General features: G+C 47.0%; 13 protein-coding genes and 6 tRNA genes. 6 read left to right on the top strand and 13 right to left on the bottom strand.

Annotation, left to right across the window (positions count from 1 at the left end; genetic code table 11):
* Positions 1 to 7: 7 nt before the first annotated feature.
* From L4D06_RS04435 to L4D06_RS04420, 4 genes are all read left to right on the top strand, one after another.
* Positions 8 to 83, top strand: a tRNA-Phe gene (locus tag L4D06_RS04435).
* 47 nt (positions 84 to 130) lie between these two features.
* Positions 131 to 206: transfer RNA gene (locus L4D06_RS04430), tRNA-Thr, on the top strand.
* 36 nt (positions 207 to 242) lie between these two features.
* Positions 243 to 318, top strand: a tRNA-Phe gene (locus tag L4D06_RS04425).
* Between the two features lie 53 nt (positions 319 to 371).
* Positions 372 to 447, top strand: a tRNA-Asn gene (locus L4D06_RS04420).
* Positions 448 to 728: 281 nt separating this feature from the next.
* Here the strand turns inward: L4D06_RS04420 and L4D06_RS04415 are convergent.
* From L4D06_RS04415 to L4D06_RS04360, 12 genes are read right to left on the bottom strand one after another with little or no spacing between them, the layout of a single operon-like run.
* Complete coding sequence (locus L4D06_RS04415; protein WP_429737968.1) at positions 729 to 2,426, bottom strand: SpoIIE family protein phosphatase; 1,698 nt, start codon at positions 2,424 to 2,426, stop codon at positions 729 to 731.
* 44 nt (positions 2,427 to 2,470) lie between these two features.
* Entirely contained in the window at positions 2,471 to 2,770 is a 300-nt protein-coding gene (locus tag L4D06_RS04410; protein WP_274162863.1) for an STAS domain-containing protein, read from the bottom strand.
* An 8-nt stretch (positions 2,771 to 2,778) separates the two neighbouring features.
* Positions 2,779 to 3,945, bottom strand: a complete 1,167-nt coding sequence (locus L4D06_RS04405; protein ID WP_429737967.1) for a methyl-accepting chemotaxis protein — start codon at positions 3,943 to 3,945, stop codon at positions 2,779 to 2,781.
* A complete protein-coding gene (locus tag L4D06_RS04400; protein ID WP_429737966.1) occupies positions 3,938 to 4,981 on the bottom strand; it encodes a protein-glutamate methylesterase/protein-glutamine glutaminase in 1,044 nt (347 codons plus the stop codon). The genes L4D06_RS04405 and L4D06_RS04400 overlap by 8 nt, the downstream gene beginning before the upstream one ends.
* Positions 4,981 to 5,622, bottom strand: coding sequence for a chemotaxis protein CheD (locus L4D06_RS04395; RefSeq protein ID WP_429737965.1), 642 nt, complete (start codon positions 5,620 to 5,622; stop codon positions 4,981 to 4,983). The genes L4D06_RS04400 and L4D06_RS04395 overlap by 1 nt, the downstream gene beginning before the upstream one ends.
* 44 nt (positions 5,623 to 5,666) lie before the next feature.
* Positions 5,667 to 6,518, bottom strand: coding sequence for a CheR family methyltransferase (locus L4D06_RS04390; protein WP_429737964.1), 852 nt, complete (start codon positions 6,516 to 6,518; stop codon positions 5,667 to 5,669).
* Between the two features lie 2 nt (positions 6,519 to 6,520).
* On the bottom strand, positions 6,521 to 8,911 hold the full coding sequence (gene aer2, locus L4D06_RS04385) for an aerotaxis transducer Aer2 (RefSeq protein ID WP_429737963.1): 2,391 nt from the start codon (positions 8,909 to 8,911) through the stop codon (positions 6,521 to 6,523).
* A gap of 5 nt (positions 8,912 to 8,916) precedes the next feature.
* Positions 8,917 to 9,390 carry a chemotaxis protein CheW gene (locus L4D06_RS04380; RefSeq protein ID WP_274162869.1) on the bottom strand — a complete coding sequence of 158 codons (474 nt, stop codon included), beginning with the start codon at positions 9,388 to 9,390 and terminating at the stop codon, positions 8,917 to 8,919.
* A 9-nt stretch (positions 9,391 to 9,399) separates the two neighbouring features.
* On the bottom strand, positions 9,400 to 9,900 hold the full coding sequence (locus tag L4D06_RS04375; RefSeq protein WP_274162870.1) for a chemotaxis protein CheW: 501 nt from the start codon (positions 9,898 to 9,900) through the stop codon (positions 9,400 to 9,402).
* Between the two features lie 9 nt (positions 9,901 to 9,909).
* Positions 9,910 to 11,988 carry a chemotaxis protein CheA gene (locus L4D06_RS04370; RefSeq protein WP_429737962.1) on the bottom strand — a complete coding sequence of 693 codons (2,079 nt, stop codon included), beginning with the start codon at positions 11,986 to 11,988 and terminating at the stop codon, positions 9,910 to 9,912.
* Between the two features lie 20 nt (positions 11,989 to 12,008).
* The gene (locus L4D06_RS04365) at positions 12,009 to 12,368 is read right to left on the bottom strand and encodes a response regulator (protein WP_016959640.1); all 360 of its coding nucleotides are present in this window, start codon (positions 12,366 to 12,368) and stop codon (positions 12,009 to 12,011) included.
* A gap of 29 nt (positions 12,369 to 12,397) precedes the next feature.
* Positions 12,398 to 12,676, bottom strand: coding sequence for an STAS domain-containing protein (locus tag L4D06_RS04360; RefSeq protein WP_274162872.1), 279 nt, complete (start codon positions 12,674 to 12,676; stop codon positions 12,398 to 12,400).
* 369 nt (positions 12,677 to 13,045) lie between these two features.
* Between L4D06_RS04360 and L4D06_RS04355 the strand changes: the two genes are divergently transcribed.
* Together L4D06_RS04355 and L4D06_RS04350 are read left to right on the top strand one after the other, a co-directional pair.
* Positions 13,046 to 13,121, top strand: a tRNA-Phe gene (locus tag L4D06_RS04355).
* A 73-nt stretch (positions 13,122 to 13,194) separates the two neighbouring features.
* Positions 13,195 to 13,270, top strand: a tRNA-Thr gene (locus L4D06_RS04350).
* Between the two features lie 133 nt (positions 13,271 to 13,403).
* Here the strand turns inward: L4D06_RS04350 and mrcB are convergent.
* Positions 13,404 to 15,746 carry a penicillin-binding protein 1B gene (gene mrcB / locus L4D06_RS04345; protein WP_429737961.1) on the bottom strand — a complete coding sequence of 781 codons (2,343 nt, stop codon included), beginning with the start codon at positions 15,744 to 15,746 and terminating at the stop codon, positions 13,404 to 13,406.
* Between the last annotated feature and the right edge of the window lies 1 nt (position 15,747).

Raw genomic sequence — 15,747 nt, 5'->3', positions numbered from 1 at the left:
CCCCGTTGCCTCGATAGCTCAGTCGGTAGAGCAGGGGATTGAAAATCCCCGTGTCGGTGGTTCGATTCCGCCTCGAGGCACCATATTTAGTGAGATGGTGTTAAGTACGCAACGTTTCCAAGGTTTGTGTGCCGGCTTAGCTCAGTTGGTAGAGCAACTGACTTGTAATCAGTAGGTCACCAGTTCGACTCCGGTAGCCGGCACCATTATTTTGATATTGAGTTAATGACTCTCTAATCAAAGCCTCGATAGCTCAGTCGGTAGAGCAGGGGATTGAAAATCCCCGTGTCGGTGGTTCGATTCCGCCTCGAGGCACCATTATTGCAAGAATGGTAATTGATTCAGCTTCGGCTAAATTGGTTCCTAGCAATTCCCCCTTAGTTCAGTTGGTAGAACGGCGGACTGTTAATCCGTATGTCGCAAGTTCAAGTCTTGCAGGGGGAGCCACTTTAAGAAACCTAGTCTTCGGACTAGGTTTTTTTTCGTCTGTTGTTCAGTGCTCCGCACTGATTGTCGCAACCCTAGGCGGGCCCAACTAGGCGTCCCCGTTAAGTCTTGCAGGGGAGCCACTTTAAGAAACCTAGTCTTCGGACTGGTTTTTTTTCGTCTGTTGTTCGGTGAGCAGCAGCGTTCGTTCGAGCAAGATCGAATGACACCGCCATCCCAATCAAAAAAGCCCAACCTTTCGATTGGGCTTATTGCTAGTCAAAGATCGCAAAAAATTTTCACTAGCACGAGAAGCTATTCTCCATTCCCGCAGATAATTTGTATGTGCCTCTCGCAGTGCGGCCTTCGTCTTCATAGCAAAAGAACTCACAAAGCTCGGTGACTAGAGCAATCCCTCGACCGCTGGTCGCCAGCAACTCATCCAACGTACTGTCCGTATCCTCGATTAAAAAACCTTCCCCGTTATGGGTAATATAAAAACTCACCTCACGTTTAGCGGGATTAAACGAGATGCCAGCTTCTAAGTAAGCAAACTGATCGAGCGATTCAAGTCGAGATTGACGTTCCATGTAATAATCCAAAAATCCATCATCATCAGATTTCAGACTCGACTCGAGCCTCAGTAATCCGTGTTCGAGAGCGTTATTCGTCAATTCAGATAAAATGGTACACATCAAGTCCACATCAATGTTGCTTCCGAGCGTGCCTTTCAGCATGCGTCGGATTTCCCCAACCAAGTTCACTTTGCGTAACTCGGATGCGCCAAAGTAAACATTAAGCTGGGCAGGAGAGCGGCGATCATAGTAATCAATGTCTCCAGGTTGCTGTTCGACGCAGCTTTGTATAGGTGCAGTCAACTCCAACATCGACATGTCGTCACCTACCCCGCCACCGCTGGTAAATTGCGTAATATGCTCTCGTGTTGCCTTAATGACGCTTTCATGTGGGGAGGATATCAAGGCCTCGAGGCCCTCTTCTCCCAATTCTTGCCCTTTCGCATTGCGTGCTTCAATGACACCATCGGTAAAGAAAAATAATTTATCGCCATCCTCCAATTTCAACACAACAAGGTTGGCTTCAAACTCTTCAGAATCCATAGCACCCAGCGCCATGTGCGCGGAGGGTAAGCGTTGTTTTATTTCGCCCTGACGATCGACAATATAGCCATCAGGCATCCCACCCCCCCACCACTTTATCTCCAATCCATTGGCGGAAACTTCAAGTAAGTTAGCGGCGACTAGCATGCCTGGGGGCAGAAACGTCTTTAATGTCGAGTTCATTTCTTTCACGATATCGCCCAACGCAAAGCCATTCTTTGTCATAGCAAAAAAGGCTTTTGTAGCGGGAATGGACGAAATAGCAGCAGGCAAGCCATGACCGGTGGCATCTGCAAGTAACGCATAGATGCCGCCTTGAGGCCTTGGTGTAACGAGTACGACATCACCGTTAAAATTAGTGTAGGAGCTGGTATAGAACTCCACCCCCTCAGCATCTTGATAGCAGCCCTGCATTAAGTTGCTAAATATGGTTTCCGCCATAGTGTGCTCATAGAGGGTATGAGCTTGAAAGTGCTTAAGTGCATCTCGCTGTACGGCAACCTCGTTGTACAAGCGCACGTTTCGACAATGAGCACGTACTTTCGCAACAATCGTGGTTCGACTTATCGGCTTTGTTAAAAAATCATCCCCCAACGTCATGCAACGATTAAACGCGTCGTTATCCGTTATGCCTGTTAGAAAGACGATTGGAAGGTATGCATTTTTATATCGTCGTCGGATCTGCTTTGCCGCCTCAAAGCCATCCATAACTGGCATCAACACATCCATGATCACGATATTCGGCAACTCTTCCATTGATTCCAACATATCGAGCGCCATTTGACCGTTGTCAGCAATCAATAGCTCATCGAACTCATCTCTGAGCACATGTTCGAGGAAGCATTGCAATGAAACTTCATCTTCAACGATAAGGACTTTCAATCGCGACCTCCCTGATTGATTCCAATCAACGTGAATACGTCTATTTATTCAATGATGAATTTTTTCTCAAAGCGCGCAATAACCAGCACTCGTTTAATTTGAGGCATGGTGTTCGTCAATCGAATATCGCCTTCTTTTTTATTCAGGAAGGTCTGCATATTTAACAGCATCCCAAGACCCGCACTGTCAATGTATTCAGTCCCGCGGAAATCGACTTCAATGTCTTTTCCTTGGCAGTCCTTATACGCATCGCGAAATTCCTGCACCACACTAAAATCAAACTGTCCGTTCACATGGATAACAACAGATTTTCCGTCATTTCTTTCTTCACGACTGATAGCCATACCGTCTCCTAAAACAGTTCAATGTCGCCTTCATCAGCTGACATTTGTTTTGCTGGGGCTCTATCCGCAGAGCCTGCGAGTTCTTCAATTTTATCCACTGCAGCATGCAGTGCGACCCAATCAACCTCATCCGCAGTTAAGCTCTCAGTGATCAGAGCATTGAGATCTTCCAAAATATGGAGGTTATTGAGTACATGTTGCCCTTGCTGTGACACGATATCTGCGAATTGCAGCCCTTGAATACTTTTGGCCACCTCTCCACGAACCATTTCACCTTTTTCTGTCACCTTACCAATCTCTAGTGTGACTTCCTGATTGACCCCCTGAACCCCTTTCAACAACTGCTCGATTCGGGTTTTAGATTCAATGGAAGAGGTCATATCTAACGTCGCAATTTCTCCAACGATACTGTTAGTTTGCTTCACTGTGTCTTGGGCAAGATTGATGTCTTTGTGAATTTGGCTATTTAAGGTGGATGCTCGGTTAGCAAGCTCTCTAACTTCTGAAGCAACCACCCCAAATCCTCGACCTAATTCTCCGGCTCTCGCCGCTTCAATCGCCGCATTTAGGGCTAAGAGGTTGGTTTGATCCGACATCGCTTGAACCTGATCAAGCAAATTAAATACAGCCCCTAGTTTTTCCGACATATCGTGAATACAGTGAATCGCTGTAATGCTTTTTTCTGAGACTTTCACCAAGAGGTCAATATATTGGTCGATTGCCTGCTCGGTTTCCGGCAACACTTTAGAGAGGTTAAACTCACTGTCTTCGTTATTTAGCAAGCCCCCCACCATATGGTTGGCCAATGTGGCCTGCTCACTCACCGCCCGCTCCATACCAAAGAAGCTGGAATTAAGGTTGTGAACAGAGTTGTTTATCACTTCCTGTTGTCGGTCTAACTGCTCTCTGATTGGGATCAGCTCAATGCTCAAAATGTTGTGGATTTTTTGCAAGACCGCCGTGGACTCAACTGACACCACATCATCGTCCAAAAGGGTTTCATGCCTATCGTTTGAAAGACTTCCCTCAGGCTTAGATCGCCACAAATACAGCACGCAGAGTATGACAATAGCCACCGCTACGCTGCTCGAAAGCGTTTGCTGCAAATAAATGAGCACCGCACCTGCGGTAAGGGCTAAGAGAGCAACTACGTTTTTAATTTTTGTATTAACCATAAACTTTACCCACTAAGTAAGTGGCAATTTTATCCAGAGGCAATACCTGTTGGGCGGCTTCAATTTCAACGGCGGCGCGAGGCATACCCCAAACCACTGAACTTTTCTCATCTTGCGCAACAGTCAAAGCTCCGGTTTGACGCATTTCCAACATTCCTTGTGCGCCATCTCGTCCCATTCCGGTTAAAAGTACCGACAGCGAACGACCACCGGCGGCTTGAGCAACGGATGAGAACATCACATCAACAGAAGGCTTATGACGTTGAACAGGGTCGCTGTCGCAGCGTGTGCTGTAATAGCAACCAGAGCGTTTAACAACTTTCAAATGAAAATCACCAGGCGCGACATAGACTCGACCACTCACCAATGGAGCCATATCAGTGGACAACTCCTCTACTTGTAAAGAGGAGGCTCGATTGAGTCGCTCAGCAAAGGATTTACTGAACACGGCTTTAATATGTTGGGTGATTACAATAGGTGGCATTTTTGCAGGTAGAGCTTCAAGGACGTGACGAATGGCTTCTGTCCCCCCCGTAGAAGCGCCAATAGCAATAATGTCGTAAGACGAACTCATGTTGCGACCAGATACGCTGATTTCTGACGCCAAGTTATGCACTGCGCCAGCTATGTTTGCGTTGGCCGCCATTTTTACTTTCTCGACCACCAGTTGGCGATAGTTACTCAATTCTGAGGCGACATTTTCTGTCGGCTTAGGGAAGTAATCGACAGCACCAATCTCCAACGCGGCCAACGTAGCCTCAGCACCATGTTGAGTGAGCGTTGATATCATGACGACTGGCATTGGATGGAGACGCATCAGATTACGAAGAAATTGAACACCATCCATTTTCGGCATCTCAATATCTAGCGTGATGACATCAGGTTTGAGTTTCTTAATTTTTTCTCTGGCTTCGTAAGGGTCGACTGCTAATCCCACGACTTCGAGGTGAGGATCTGAATTGATAACATCAGTGAGCAATGCTCTAAAAACTGCAGAGTCGTCAACAATCAGTACTCTATGTACCCGTTTTCCCATTAGAATAGCTCCGCACTATCGCCGTCATCACGTTTCGCTTCATTTGCCAGACGGCGTTTATAATTAGTTTCTTCCGCTTCAACTTCACCGCGGTATCCTCTGAGCTTCTTGACCCATGCTTTTCCTGTCATGGGATCAAATACGACTTTGCGTGGGAATTCAGTGCCTAGATCTTCTCCCACGATGTTTAAACCTTCGCTTTGAACATAGTTACGAATGAAAGCAATGTTCTTTTCACCAATATTGGCTTGCTTCCCCATGACAGTGCCACCACCAAACAACTTCACTCGTAGTCGGCTTTTTACCGCGCCTTGCTGGATCATGGTGTTGATAAGTAATTCCATGGCATAGTTGCCATAACGAGCCGCATTCGAACGCCACTGTGTTGGGTCCCACCCTTCTATGTTGTCTGAGTCGCCAAACGGCAACATAAAATGGTTCATGCCGCCTAACTCTATAAACGGATCCCATACACAAGCAGAAATACAGGAACCCAGACCTGTCGCTATCAGCTCGCGTTCTGAGGTGACGTACACCTCTCCCGGCTGAATTTTCACCATCATCATTTGCTTACCGGGGTGGAAGAAACGCCTTGCCCCTGCCCCAATGGGGCAGCCAGTAAGCTCGAGAATTTTATGCATACAAGGCTCTGTTCGCTGTTATTTCGAAGTTGCAGTGATCGCTTTTACGGTTTGCGAAACATGGTTTGACCAAGGTTCTCAAATCGACTGCCCATTTGTCCGATGCTTTCAGAGTGACCAATAAACAAAATGCCGCCACTGCCCAGCTTTTCCCAGAAACGATAGATAAGTTGTTGCTGCATATCTTTCTCAAAGTAAATCATTACATTGCGACAAAATATTGCGTCCAACGGGCCTTTATGAGGCCACGCGGCAGTTAGGTTTAACTGCTTAAACGTAATGGCCTTACGCACAGAAGGCTTCACTTTCAGTAGTTCTTGCTTCTTCCCCTTACCGCGAATGAATCCGTGATGTAGCATCGCTGACGGAATAACTTTGCTTGCTTCAATACCATAGGTCCCATTTTGGGCCACTTCTAACACTTGGGTGTCTAAGTCTGTGGCCAAAATCTTGCAATCATGATTTGGGGTCAGTAAGCCGCTCGCTGCCAACGTCGATGCAATGGTATAAGGCTCTTCGCCCGTCGAGCACCCCGCAGACCAAATGCGAATCCGCTTTTGCTTTTGTCTCTGCCATTCCGGAACCATGGTGTTGGTCATAAAGTCAAAATGGTGCTTTTCTCTGAAGAACTGCGTTTTGTTTGTCGTTAAGGAATTAACAAAAGCCACTCTCTCATCTAAATCACTATTCACTAGAGCAAAATAGGCATGAAAGCTGTCTAATCCGGTACGACGCAATCGCCTTGCAAGCCGTCCGTACACCATTGAGGTTTTACGCTCAGAGAGAGAAATACCCGTTTCTCTGAGCATAAACTCCTGAATATATTTGAAGTCATTGTCCGTGAATTCAAACTCACGTTGCTCTTCAATTTTACCCAGCGCCTCAATTGCACTCACGGTTAGAATTCCTCCCAATCATCGTCAGAATCCGTGGCGGACATGGGCGATCCATTGGCCACTTTTTTCACTGCAGGGGCGGAAGAGGGTGTTGACCGACTCGGTGAAGACGGCGTTTGCTGGAAGCTTTTCACAGGCACCGAGTTCGGGTTGTTTAGTCCTGTACGCGAACCGTCAACTCGGAAGAAACCAATCAAGTTAAGTAATTCGCTGCCTTCGTCGCGAAGAGATTGACTTGCCGCAGAGGCTTCTTCAACTAAGGCTGCATTCTGCTGGGTCATCTCATCCATTTTGACGATGGCTTTCGATATTTCATCAATACCTGTTGCCTGCTCCTGACTGGCCGAGTTGATATTGCCAATCAAAGTAGACACCTCTCCGACAGCATCAACGATTTCGTTCAGCATCTCGCCAGACTCATCAACTAAGCGTGAACCTTCAGACACTTTCTCGACACTATCTTTAATAAGGTCTTTGATTTCTTTCGCCGCTCCTGCGCTTCGCTGGGCGAGATTTCGCACCTCCCCTGCAACCACGGCAAATCCACGCCCTTGCTCACCAGCACGAGCAGCTTCAACGGCAGCATTAAGTGCGAGAAGGTTAGTTTGGAACGCGATTTCATCGATCACACTAATGATGTCTGAAATGCGCTTACTCGCTTTGTTGATTTCACCCATGGCTGATACGGTTTGTTTGACCACATCCCCGCCTTTCTGTGCCTTGGTGCTAGCGTCTTGAGACAGGCGATTGGCAGAATTTGCGCTTTCAGCATTTTGCTTCACGGTCGAGGTCATCTCTTCCATGCTCGCTGCGGTTTCTTCAAGGCTCGCAGCTTGCTCTTCCGTGCGCTCGCTAAGGTCGCTATTTCCTTCAGCAATTTCACCGGACGCTGTCGCGACTCGAGCTGATGACGCAGTGATCTTCTCAACCATGTCACGCAAGTTGGTGATTGAGGTATTCACTGCATTGCTTAGCTCAGCAAAATCGCCTTTATAGTTATCAGGCATGTTGACTTTAAGATCACCCTCAGACACTTTGCTCATGACATCACGACAGTTGTTTAAAGGTTCGACCATACTGTCTAGCAAGCCATTAATACCTTCACTAAGATTCGCCATGAAACCGCTATATTTGTTAGTGTCCATGCGCGAACCTAAACGCCCTTCTGAAGCATCTCGAATCAAGCCTTCAACATCTCGCTGCCCTGCCATTTGTTGAGTAATGTCTTCCCACTGCAAGGCTGGGCCAATGAAGTTTCCTGAAGAGTCGTACATAGCAATGCAGGTAAGCGTAAATTCCAACCCACCCACTTTGATATTTGCGGTGTAAGGCAGGCGATCAGGGTTACTGATAATCGAACGCTGGTGCGCTGGATTCTTGTGGAAAATATCCACATTTTTCCCTGTCAGGTTATCAGCTTGAAAACCAGGGAAATGCTTGCGCAAATCGTCTTCGCGTTTACCCAGCAATTTTTTAAGTGCTGGATTGTAATAGGTAATATTGCCATCTTTATCGGCCATCATGATATTGGTAGTCATACCCTCGACCGCCGACACAAGACGTCCAACTTCGATTTCACGATTACGCAACTCGGTAACATCACGCCACTCTAAGCTATTGCCAATGTACTGACCTTGGTCATTCACAATGGCCGCAACGTTGAGCTCAATGGTGAGGTCCGCGACGCTAATGTCGGTTTTATACGGAAGATTGGCAGGGTTATTCAGCAACTGACGTTGATGAGCGGGGTTCTTGTGGAACTCATCAATACAGCGACCCATTAACCAATCGCTGCTTGATGTGAACCCAGGCCACATTTGCTTGAATGAGCCTTCATGTTTCTGGAACAGTCTTAGTGTCTGTTCATTGATATAAGTGATGGTTAAGTCACGGTCAATCAGCACCATGGCGGTCAATGACTGATCAATAGCGGCACGAAGACGAGCACGTTCATTATCCGCCTGCAGTTTCTCGGTGACATCGTCCCATTCCAATGTATTACCGACATACTCGCCACTTGCATCAATCACCGCTCCCACGACCAAACGTAGAGAAACATCCCCCACTTTAATAACCGTTTCGTGTGGCAAATTAGCTGGGTTAGACAACATCTGTCGTTGGTGAGCAGGATTTTTGTGGAACAAGTCGATACATGTTCCTTCGATCCAATCCTTTTCCGCACGGAAACTGGGCCACTTGGAGCGGAACAATTCTTCGTGCGTTTTAAGCAACTCCACTGATTTCTTGTTGACATAAAAGACCTTGAAGTCTCTATCAACCATCATCAATGCGGTCTGAGCAGTATCTAGCGCAGAGACAATGTGCGCCTTCAAGCCCAGATCTTCTTGTGTGCTTTCTGTGTCTGTTACCTTCTCTTTTTTCCACCAAGACATAACTGTTAATCCTCGCTAACCAGATCTGGCTGCGTTACTTCATGCAACACGTCGAAATCAAATAGTCGTTCTAATTGTATTAACACCACATGATTGCCACTGACTGAAGCGATCCCTTCGATGAATCGTTCGTCAATTTTCACAAAACTAGGTGCTGTTTTAATTTGACTCGCCGATAACTGATATACCTCAGCGACTGCATCGACAATTATTCCCAGTGATTGTCCCTGTTCATTTCTCACAATCACCACCACCGTCGTTTTACTCAATATCGACGGTGACATATTGAACCTTTGCCTGAGATCGATAATGGGAATGTACTCCCCTCGAAGTTCAAGCACGCCCAACAGATAACTTTCACTGTTGGGCAATTTTCTTATTTCTGACCAACCACGGACCTCTTTCACATCAAGGATATTCAGGCCATATTCTTCGTCATCGATCAAAAAGCTCAGATATTCCATCACCTCATCTGACATAGTGCCTCCTTAATGAACCAGTCCATCGATGCTGAGCAGTGCATCTACATCCAGTAAGCTCATCACCTGAGCATCCACGTTCAGCAATCCACTGACAAATGGCATGACCTGCGAGTCGCCGATTGGTGGGATTAAACTTTTATCACCCAGATCAATCACATCTGAAACGGCATCAACCACGACACCCATCATTCGGCTTCCTGCGGATTCACCTGCTTTTAAAATCAACACCACGGTTGTTGGTAGATACTCAACGACGCCGATATTGAACCGCACCCTCAAATCCATGATAGGAACGATCATGCCGCGCAGATTAATAACACCGAGAACAAACTCAGGTGAACGCGGTATCACTGTTGGCGGCTCCCAAACGCGGATCTCTTCCACCGCTTGGATATCTACGCCGTAAAGTTCATGAGCCAAATCGAAACTTAGAAAGTCCGACCCTTGCAGGCGGTCTTGACCTTCATTGGGTTCGTCATTTGAGGCTGCTAGCGCTTGATTCGTCATGCTCTTCTCCTAAGCCGCCACATGGCTGTTTGAATCAGCGACTCGGCTTAAAAATCCCGTCATCAAACCCTGTATATCCAATATGAGAGACACAGAACCATCACCTAGAATCGTGGCGCCAGACACACCATTGACACGGGTATAATTGGACTCGAGACTTTTTATGACCACTTGCTGCTGGCCTAGCATTTCATCCAAAAGCAAGCCCACACGATTTCCACTGGCCTCCACCAAACAAAGCAATTGTTTATCCAGCGTTCCAGACTCACCCAAACCAAACTCTTCTTTTAGCCGCAATATGGGAATGTTTTCATCACGAAGACGATAAAGTTCAACACCACCTGTCGCCACTTTCACACGCTCAGATTCAATCTGAATGGATTCAATAATTGAAATCAGTGGCACCACAAACACTTGGTCAGCGAGCTTGACCAGCTGCCCATCGAGAATCGCCAAAGTAAGCGGTAAGCTAATTCGAAAAACGCTGCCTACATTAGGCTCTGAATCCACTTCAATATGGCCGCCCAAGTCTTCTATATTGCGCTTCACCACATCCATGCCCACACCACGGCCAGAAACATCAGACACGATCTCTGCAGTCGAAAATCCTGGAGCAAAGATTAGGTTGTACACCTGATGGTTAGACAGGTCATCCAGTGAGGTATCTTGGTGCAATAAGCCTTTTTCGATGGCTTTTTTCCACACTCTTTCTTTATTCAGCCCCGCACCATCATCTTTCACCTCAATGACAATGGAACCACCTTGGTGATAGGCATACAGTGAGACTTTACCTGTTTCACTTTTTCCATTTGCGACGCGTGTTTCTGGCAGTTCCAAGCCATGATCCACAGCATTACGTACTAAGTGAACGAGCGGGTCGGTGATTCTTTCCAAAACAGTTTTATCAAGTTCGGTTTGTTCACCCTCAATGACCAGCTCGACGTTTTTACCCAGCTGAGAAGACAAATCTCGTATCAGGCGAGGGAATCGATTGAACGCAAAACTGATTGGTAGCATGCGAATATTCAGCACGCTTTCTTGAAGTTCTTTGGTGTTTTGCAAGAGTTGGTCAAGCCCAGCTTGAAGACGCTCAATTTTACTTTCAGAAAAGTTTTGACTGAGTTCGGTCAACATGGATTGAGTGATCACTAACTCACCCACTAGATTGATCAAGTTGTCGACTTTGTCTATCTCTACTCGAATAGAAGAAACCGCATCTGCTTTAGTTGCAGCTTGCTTTGCTGCTGGTTTGTTAGCTGCTGCCGGTTGTGACGCCGTTGATGTTGCTTTCGTAGATGAAAGAGTATCGTCAGCAATTTCAACTTCCTGACTTTGGGCTCCTTCTTTTTCAGCCCGTGATACATCGAGATCACAGTCTTCTTCTACCCATTCAAATATCTCTTCAATCAGAACCTTTTCGACGTGCGCATCAAGAGTGATTCGCCAATTGAGATAACACATCTCAGGTTCCAGCTCACTGAATGTCGGTAGCGCATCATAAAGACACTCAACCTGACAATGAGCCCCAAGATCAAAAAGCTCTCGAAGAATGCGGACAGGATCATTGCCCGTAAAAAACATGTCTTTATGTGGCTTGAACAGTACAACCCAATCACCGTCACCATCGCTATCCAGCGACGCCACCGAGTCTTCACTTTCTGGCGCGGCAGATTCACTTTCAGCAGAGGCCGACGGCCCGTTTTGGAGCAACTTGTTCAGCTCATCCGTCAATGCATCTCTTAGGACGTGATCAAAGTCAGAATTTGTTTCATAAGCAACCAGCATGCTGTTAATGCAATCGCCACCTTTCAGCAAAAGGTCGATAGTACTGGCATCTAAACGACGCTTACCTTCCCTTGCTTCATCAAGCAATGTCTCCATGACATGTGTGAACTGACTTATCTCATTGAGGTTGAAGGTCGCGCCGCCCCCCTTAATAGAGTGAGCAGCCCGAAAGATGGTGTTAATAATATCGAGATCGATATCACCATCAGGATCGAGTGAAAGCAATTCTCTCTCAAGGATTTCAAGGTTCTCACGACACTCCTCATAGAAAATCCGACGCAGTTGGTCCATGTCCAAAGCCATAGTGGTCTCCTCGCTTGAACTTAGATAACGCGTTGCAACGTTTTAAGAAGAGTATCTGGGTTAAAAGGCTTAACGATCCAGCCTGTTGCTCCTGCAGATTTGCCCATGCTCTTTTTCTCTGCCGACGTTTCTGTTGTCAGCATCAAAATGGGCGTGAATTTGTATTGTGGGACGGCACGAACTTGACGCACAAACTCAAGTCCGTCCATGTTAGGCATATTCACGTCAGAGATAATGACGTCATATTGACCCGATTTAGCTTTTGAAAGTGCTTCAGCGCCATCGTTTGCGGTTTCTACCTGATAACCCGCTTCTTTGAGCGTATGACTTACCATTTGACGAATTGAAACAGAATCATCTGCCGCTAATATCTTTCGCATACTGTCACCCTGATTGAACTACCCGAAAACTATTCAGTAAAATTGTCTAAGCCTAACGACTCAACCAACCCCAATGTCTTAGCTGCCCCCACTAACTCAGTGGATGCACCTTCCCATTTCCATGTAATGGATTGGTTTTGGCACAAAAACTTGGCTGTCAGTAAAAGCTGTAACCCTGGCGCATCAACGCGTGATACTTCGCTACCATCAATTAGCAAGCTATCAGACTGCTCTAACTCGACTTGCAAGCGATCTTTCAACCCCATCACCTGCGTAATGTCCAATTGTTCTCCCAATGAGAATCCCATCGCAGAATTCCTTCTAGTACCTAATGACTAATGTCGGAAATATTTATGTCTCTGTAAGTGTAGCAATAATGCGAAAAATGAAAGTTTTTTAGTCACTAAGATTTAATTTGAGACATTTTGTGTGGTTTTTTTGATACATCACGTACAAAAAGTAGGCTTATCGCAATGACAACTAAGAGAATGTTCGTCTCCGTCATGAAAATGAAGACGTGAAACCGTGTTGTGAGGATTTAAAGTGAAGATGCCTGCTCAAAGAAAAAGCACGGTGGTCGGATTAGCGCCGAATTAGGCAAAAAAGCAACAGTCAGACTATTTTGATGCGAATTTATTTTGACAAGAACGCGCCTCTCCTATTTAATAGCGCTCGTTGCCTCGATAGCTCAGTCGGTAGAGCAGGGGATTGAAAATCCCCGTGTCGGTGGTTCGATTCCGCCTCGAGGCACCATATTTTTGTTAGCGCTGTTAGCGGTAACGAGGAAATGGTCTTCAACAAGAAGCAACGTTTCCAAAGTTTGTGTGCCGGCTTAGCTCAGTTGGTAGAGCAACTGACTTGTAATCAGTAGGTCACCAGTTCGACTCCGGTAGCCGGCACCATCTTTACGAGAGCCTCGTCCAAGGACGAGGCTTTTTCGTATCTAGCGTTTGGGAAAACGACAATAAACAATCAGTGTGAGTTCGACGCTGACTGAACCTCAGCCTTCAAACCCACACTTTCACTCTTCACAAATTAGTCAAACAAGCTATTAAGCCAACCGACAGGATCGGGTTTATCACAACGCTCACGCCAGTGACCTTTTGGATCCCACATAGGAAGTTTCTGTTGGCTAAAGCAATCAGTGACAAATTGTCCCTCTCTCACCTGGTATGGAACACTCGTCACCTCTGAAGGCCAGTTAAGGATGAGCTTCTGCGGTTGTCTTTCTTTTATGTAGTCAGCATAAACGCGAAGTGCCCCTGAAGAACCCGTTAACTTGGTTGGCTTGTTGTCATCTCGCCCTAACCATACTGTTACGACTTCGCGCCCATCAATGCCGACATACCAACTGTCTCTGTTGTTATCCGTCGTACCCGTTTTACCTGCAAGCGACGCCCAAGCAAACGACGGATTGAGATAACGCGCGGTTCCTTCTTTAACGACATGCTTCATGGCATACATGGTTAGCCAGCTGGCTTGTTCCGGCACCGTTTGGCTTGCCTTAGGCCAATTGCGATACAACACCTGCCCTTCGCGCGTAACCACAGCACGCAGCGCTGTTAGTTCAGCCTTACGCCCGCCACTGCCTAACGTTTGGAACATTTGCGTAACCTCCATAGGCGTTAAGGTGAATGCACCTAACAGCAGCGAAGGGACGCGAGTGATCTGATCAGGATTGACGCCCAAATCATCGAACGTCGAGATAACATTATCGAGCCCGATCGCTAAGCCCAAATTCACCGTTGGAATGTTATAAGAGTGCGCAAGCGCTTTAAGCAACGGCACTTGTCCTCTGAATTTCCTGTCATAGTTTCTTGGTTTCCACTCACTGCCCTGATCCCCTTTCAGTACCAAGGGCTTGTCATCAAGTGGCGTGGCAAGGTTATATTTTTCCGGCTGTAACAAGGCCGCCAAATAGACAGCAGGTTTTGACAGAGAGCCAATTTGCCGACTGCCATTCAAGGCGCGGTTAAATCCGGCATAACCGGGACGACTTCCTCCCACCATCGCGCGGATCTCTCCGCTCTTACGGTCAGCTATCACCACCGCGGCTTCTAACTCATTTCCGGCAGTTTTCTTCAGCGCTTTCACTTTGTTGACGACGGTCTTTTCAATCAATGATTGAGACAACGGATCGAGGGTACTGAATACGCGCAAACCACTTTCAGGGTTGAATTGATTCCCAACACGCTCCCGAATCTCACGCGTTAGCTGTTCAAAATAAGCGGGTTGACGGCTATTGAGGCTAGGTGATTTTTGCACATCCAATGGACGCGCTGCCGCTTGTGCATACTGATTGGATGTCAGAACACCGCTTTCCATCATCATACGAAGAATGAGGTCTCGACGCGTTTGCGCACGTTCAGGATAACGCCAAGGGTTATAATAAGACGGACCTTTGACTATCCCCACCAACATCGCCAGTTGATCAATGCGAAGCTCTTCAATGGGGCGACCAAAATAGAGCCTCGCACCCAAAGGAAAACCATGCACAGCCTGTCCACGTGCTTGCCCTAAATAGACTTCATTCAGGTAAGCCTCGAGAATACGGTCTTTGCTATAGCGGTAATCAAGAATAATCGCGATATACGCTTCCTGCACTTTGCGCCACAAGGTGCGGTCACGGGTGAGAAATAGGTTCTTCGCCAATTGCTGCGTGAGGGTTGAGCCCCCTTGAACAGTTCGACCGGCTTTAATGTTCACAACCATGGCGCGAACAATCGCTAACGGAGAGACACCATCATGATGGTAGAAATCACGATCTTCCGTCGTCAATAACGCATCAACCAGAAACTCCGGATAACGTTCGCGTGGCAAGAATATACGTTGCTCATCGGTGTTGGATTCCATCATGCCAAGCAATTTGGGTTCAATGCGTAAATACCCTCGCTGCTTACCACTATCGAGTTGCTTGATGGCAGTAACCCCCTCAGAACCAAACGTCAGCATCACATGTTGCGCGCCTTCGGGGCCATCTTCGAAATCAAACGGACGACGAATCAACTCAATGCGAGTTTTAGAGGCCGAATACTCACCAGCACGTTTTGGTGAGCGCACCTTGTTGTAGTTCAACAAGTCGAGTTCACGCTTTACCGTGGTGATGTCCACGGCGTCACCAGGCGCGAGATGCAACACACGTCCATACACGACTGCGGGGAGTTGCCATATCTGACCATCAAAGCGATCGCGGATTTTCCCATCGAGATAAATCCCCAGAATCACAAGCGCCGCAATGCCGACAAGGGAAAGTTTTACGCCGAGCAATAGTAGCTTTTTCCCCCAGCCTTTTTTCTGTGGCGCTTTCTTCTTTTTAGCGGCCGACGTGGATGGTTTACGTGTGCGGCTTGCCGTTTTCTTCGGTGTTGGTTTAGTCATG

It is taken from the genome of Enterovibrio makurazakiensis, assembly GCF_050336585.1.
In the GTDB taxonomy this organism is placed as follows: domain Bacteria; phylum Pseudomonadota; class Gammaproteobacteria; order Enterobacterales; family Vibrionaceae; genus Enterovibrio; species Enterovibrio gelatinilyticus.
The sequence above is the reverse complement of the archived record's forward strand: the minus strand, read 5'-3'. Positions and strand labels throughout refer to the sequence as shown.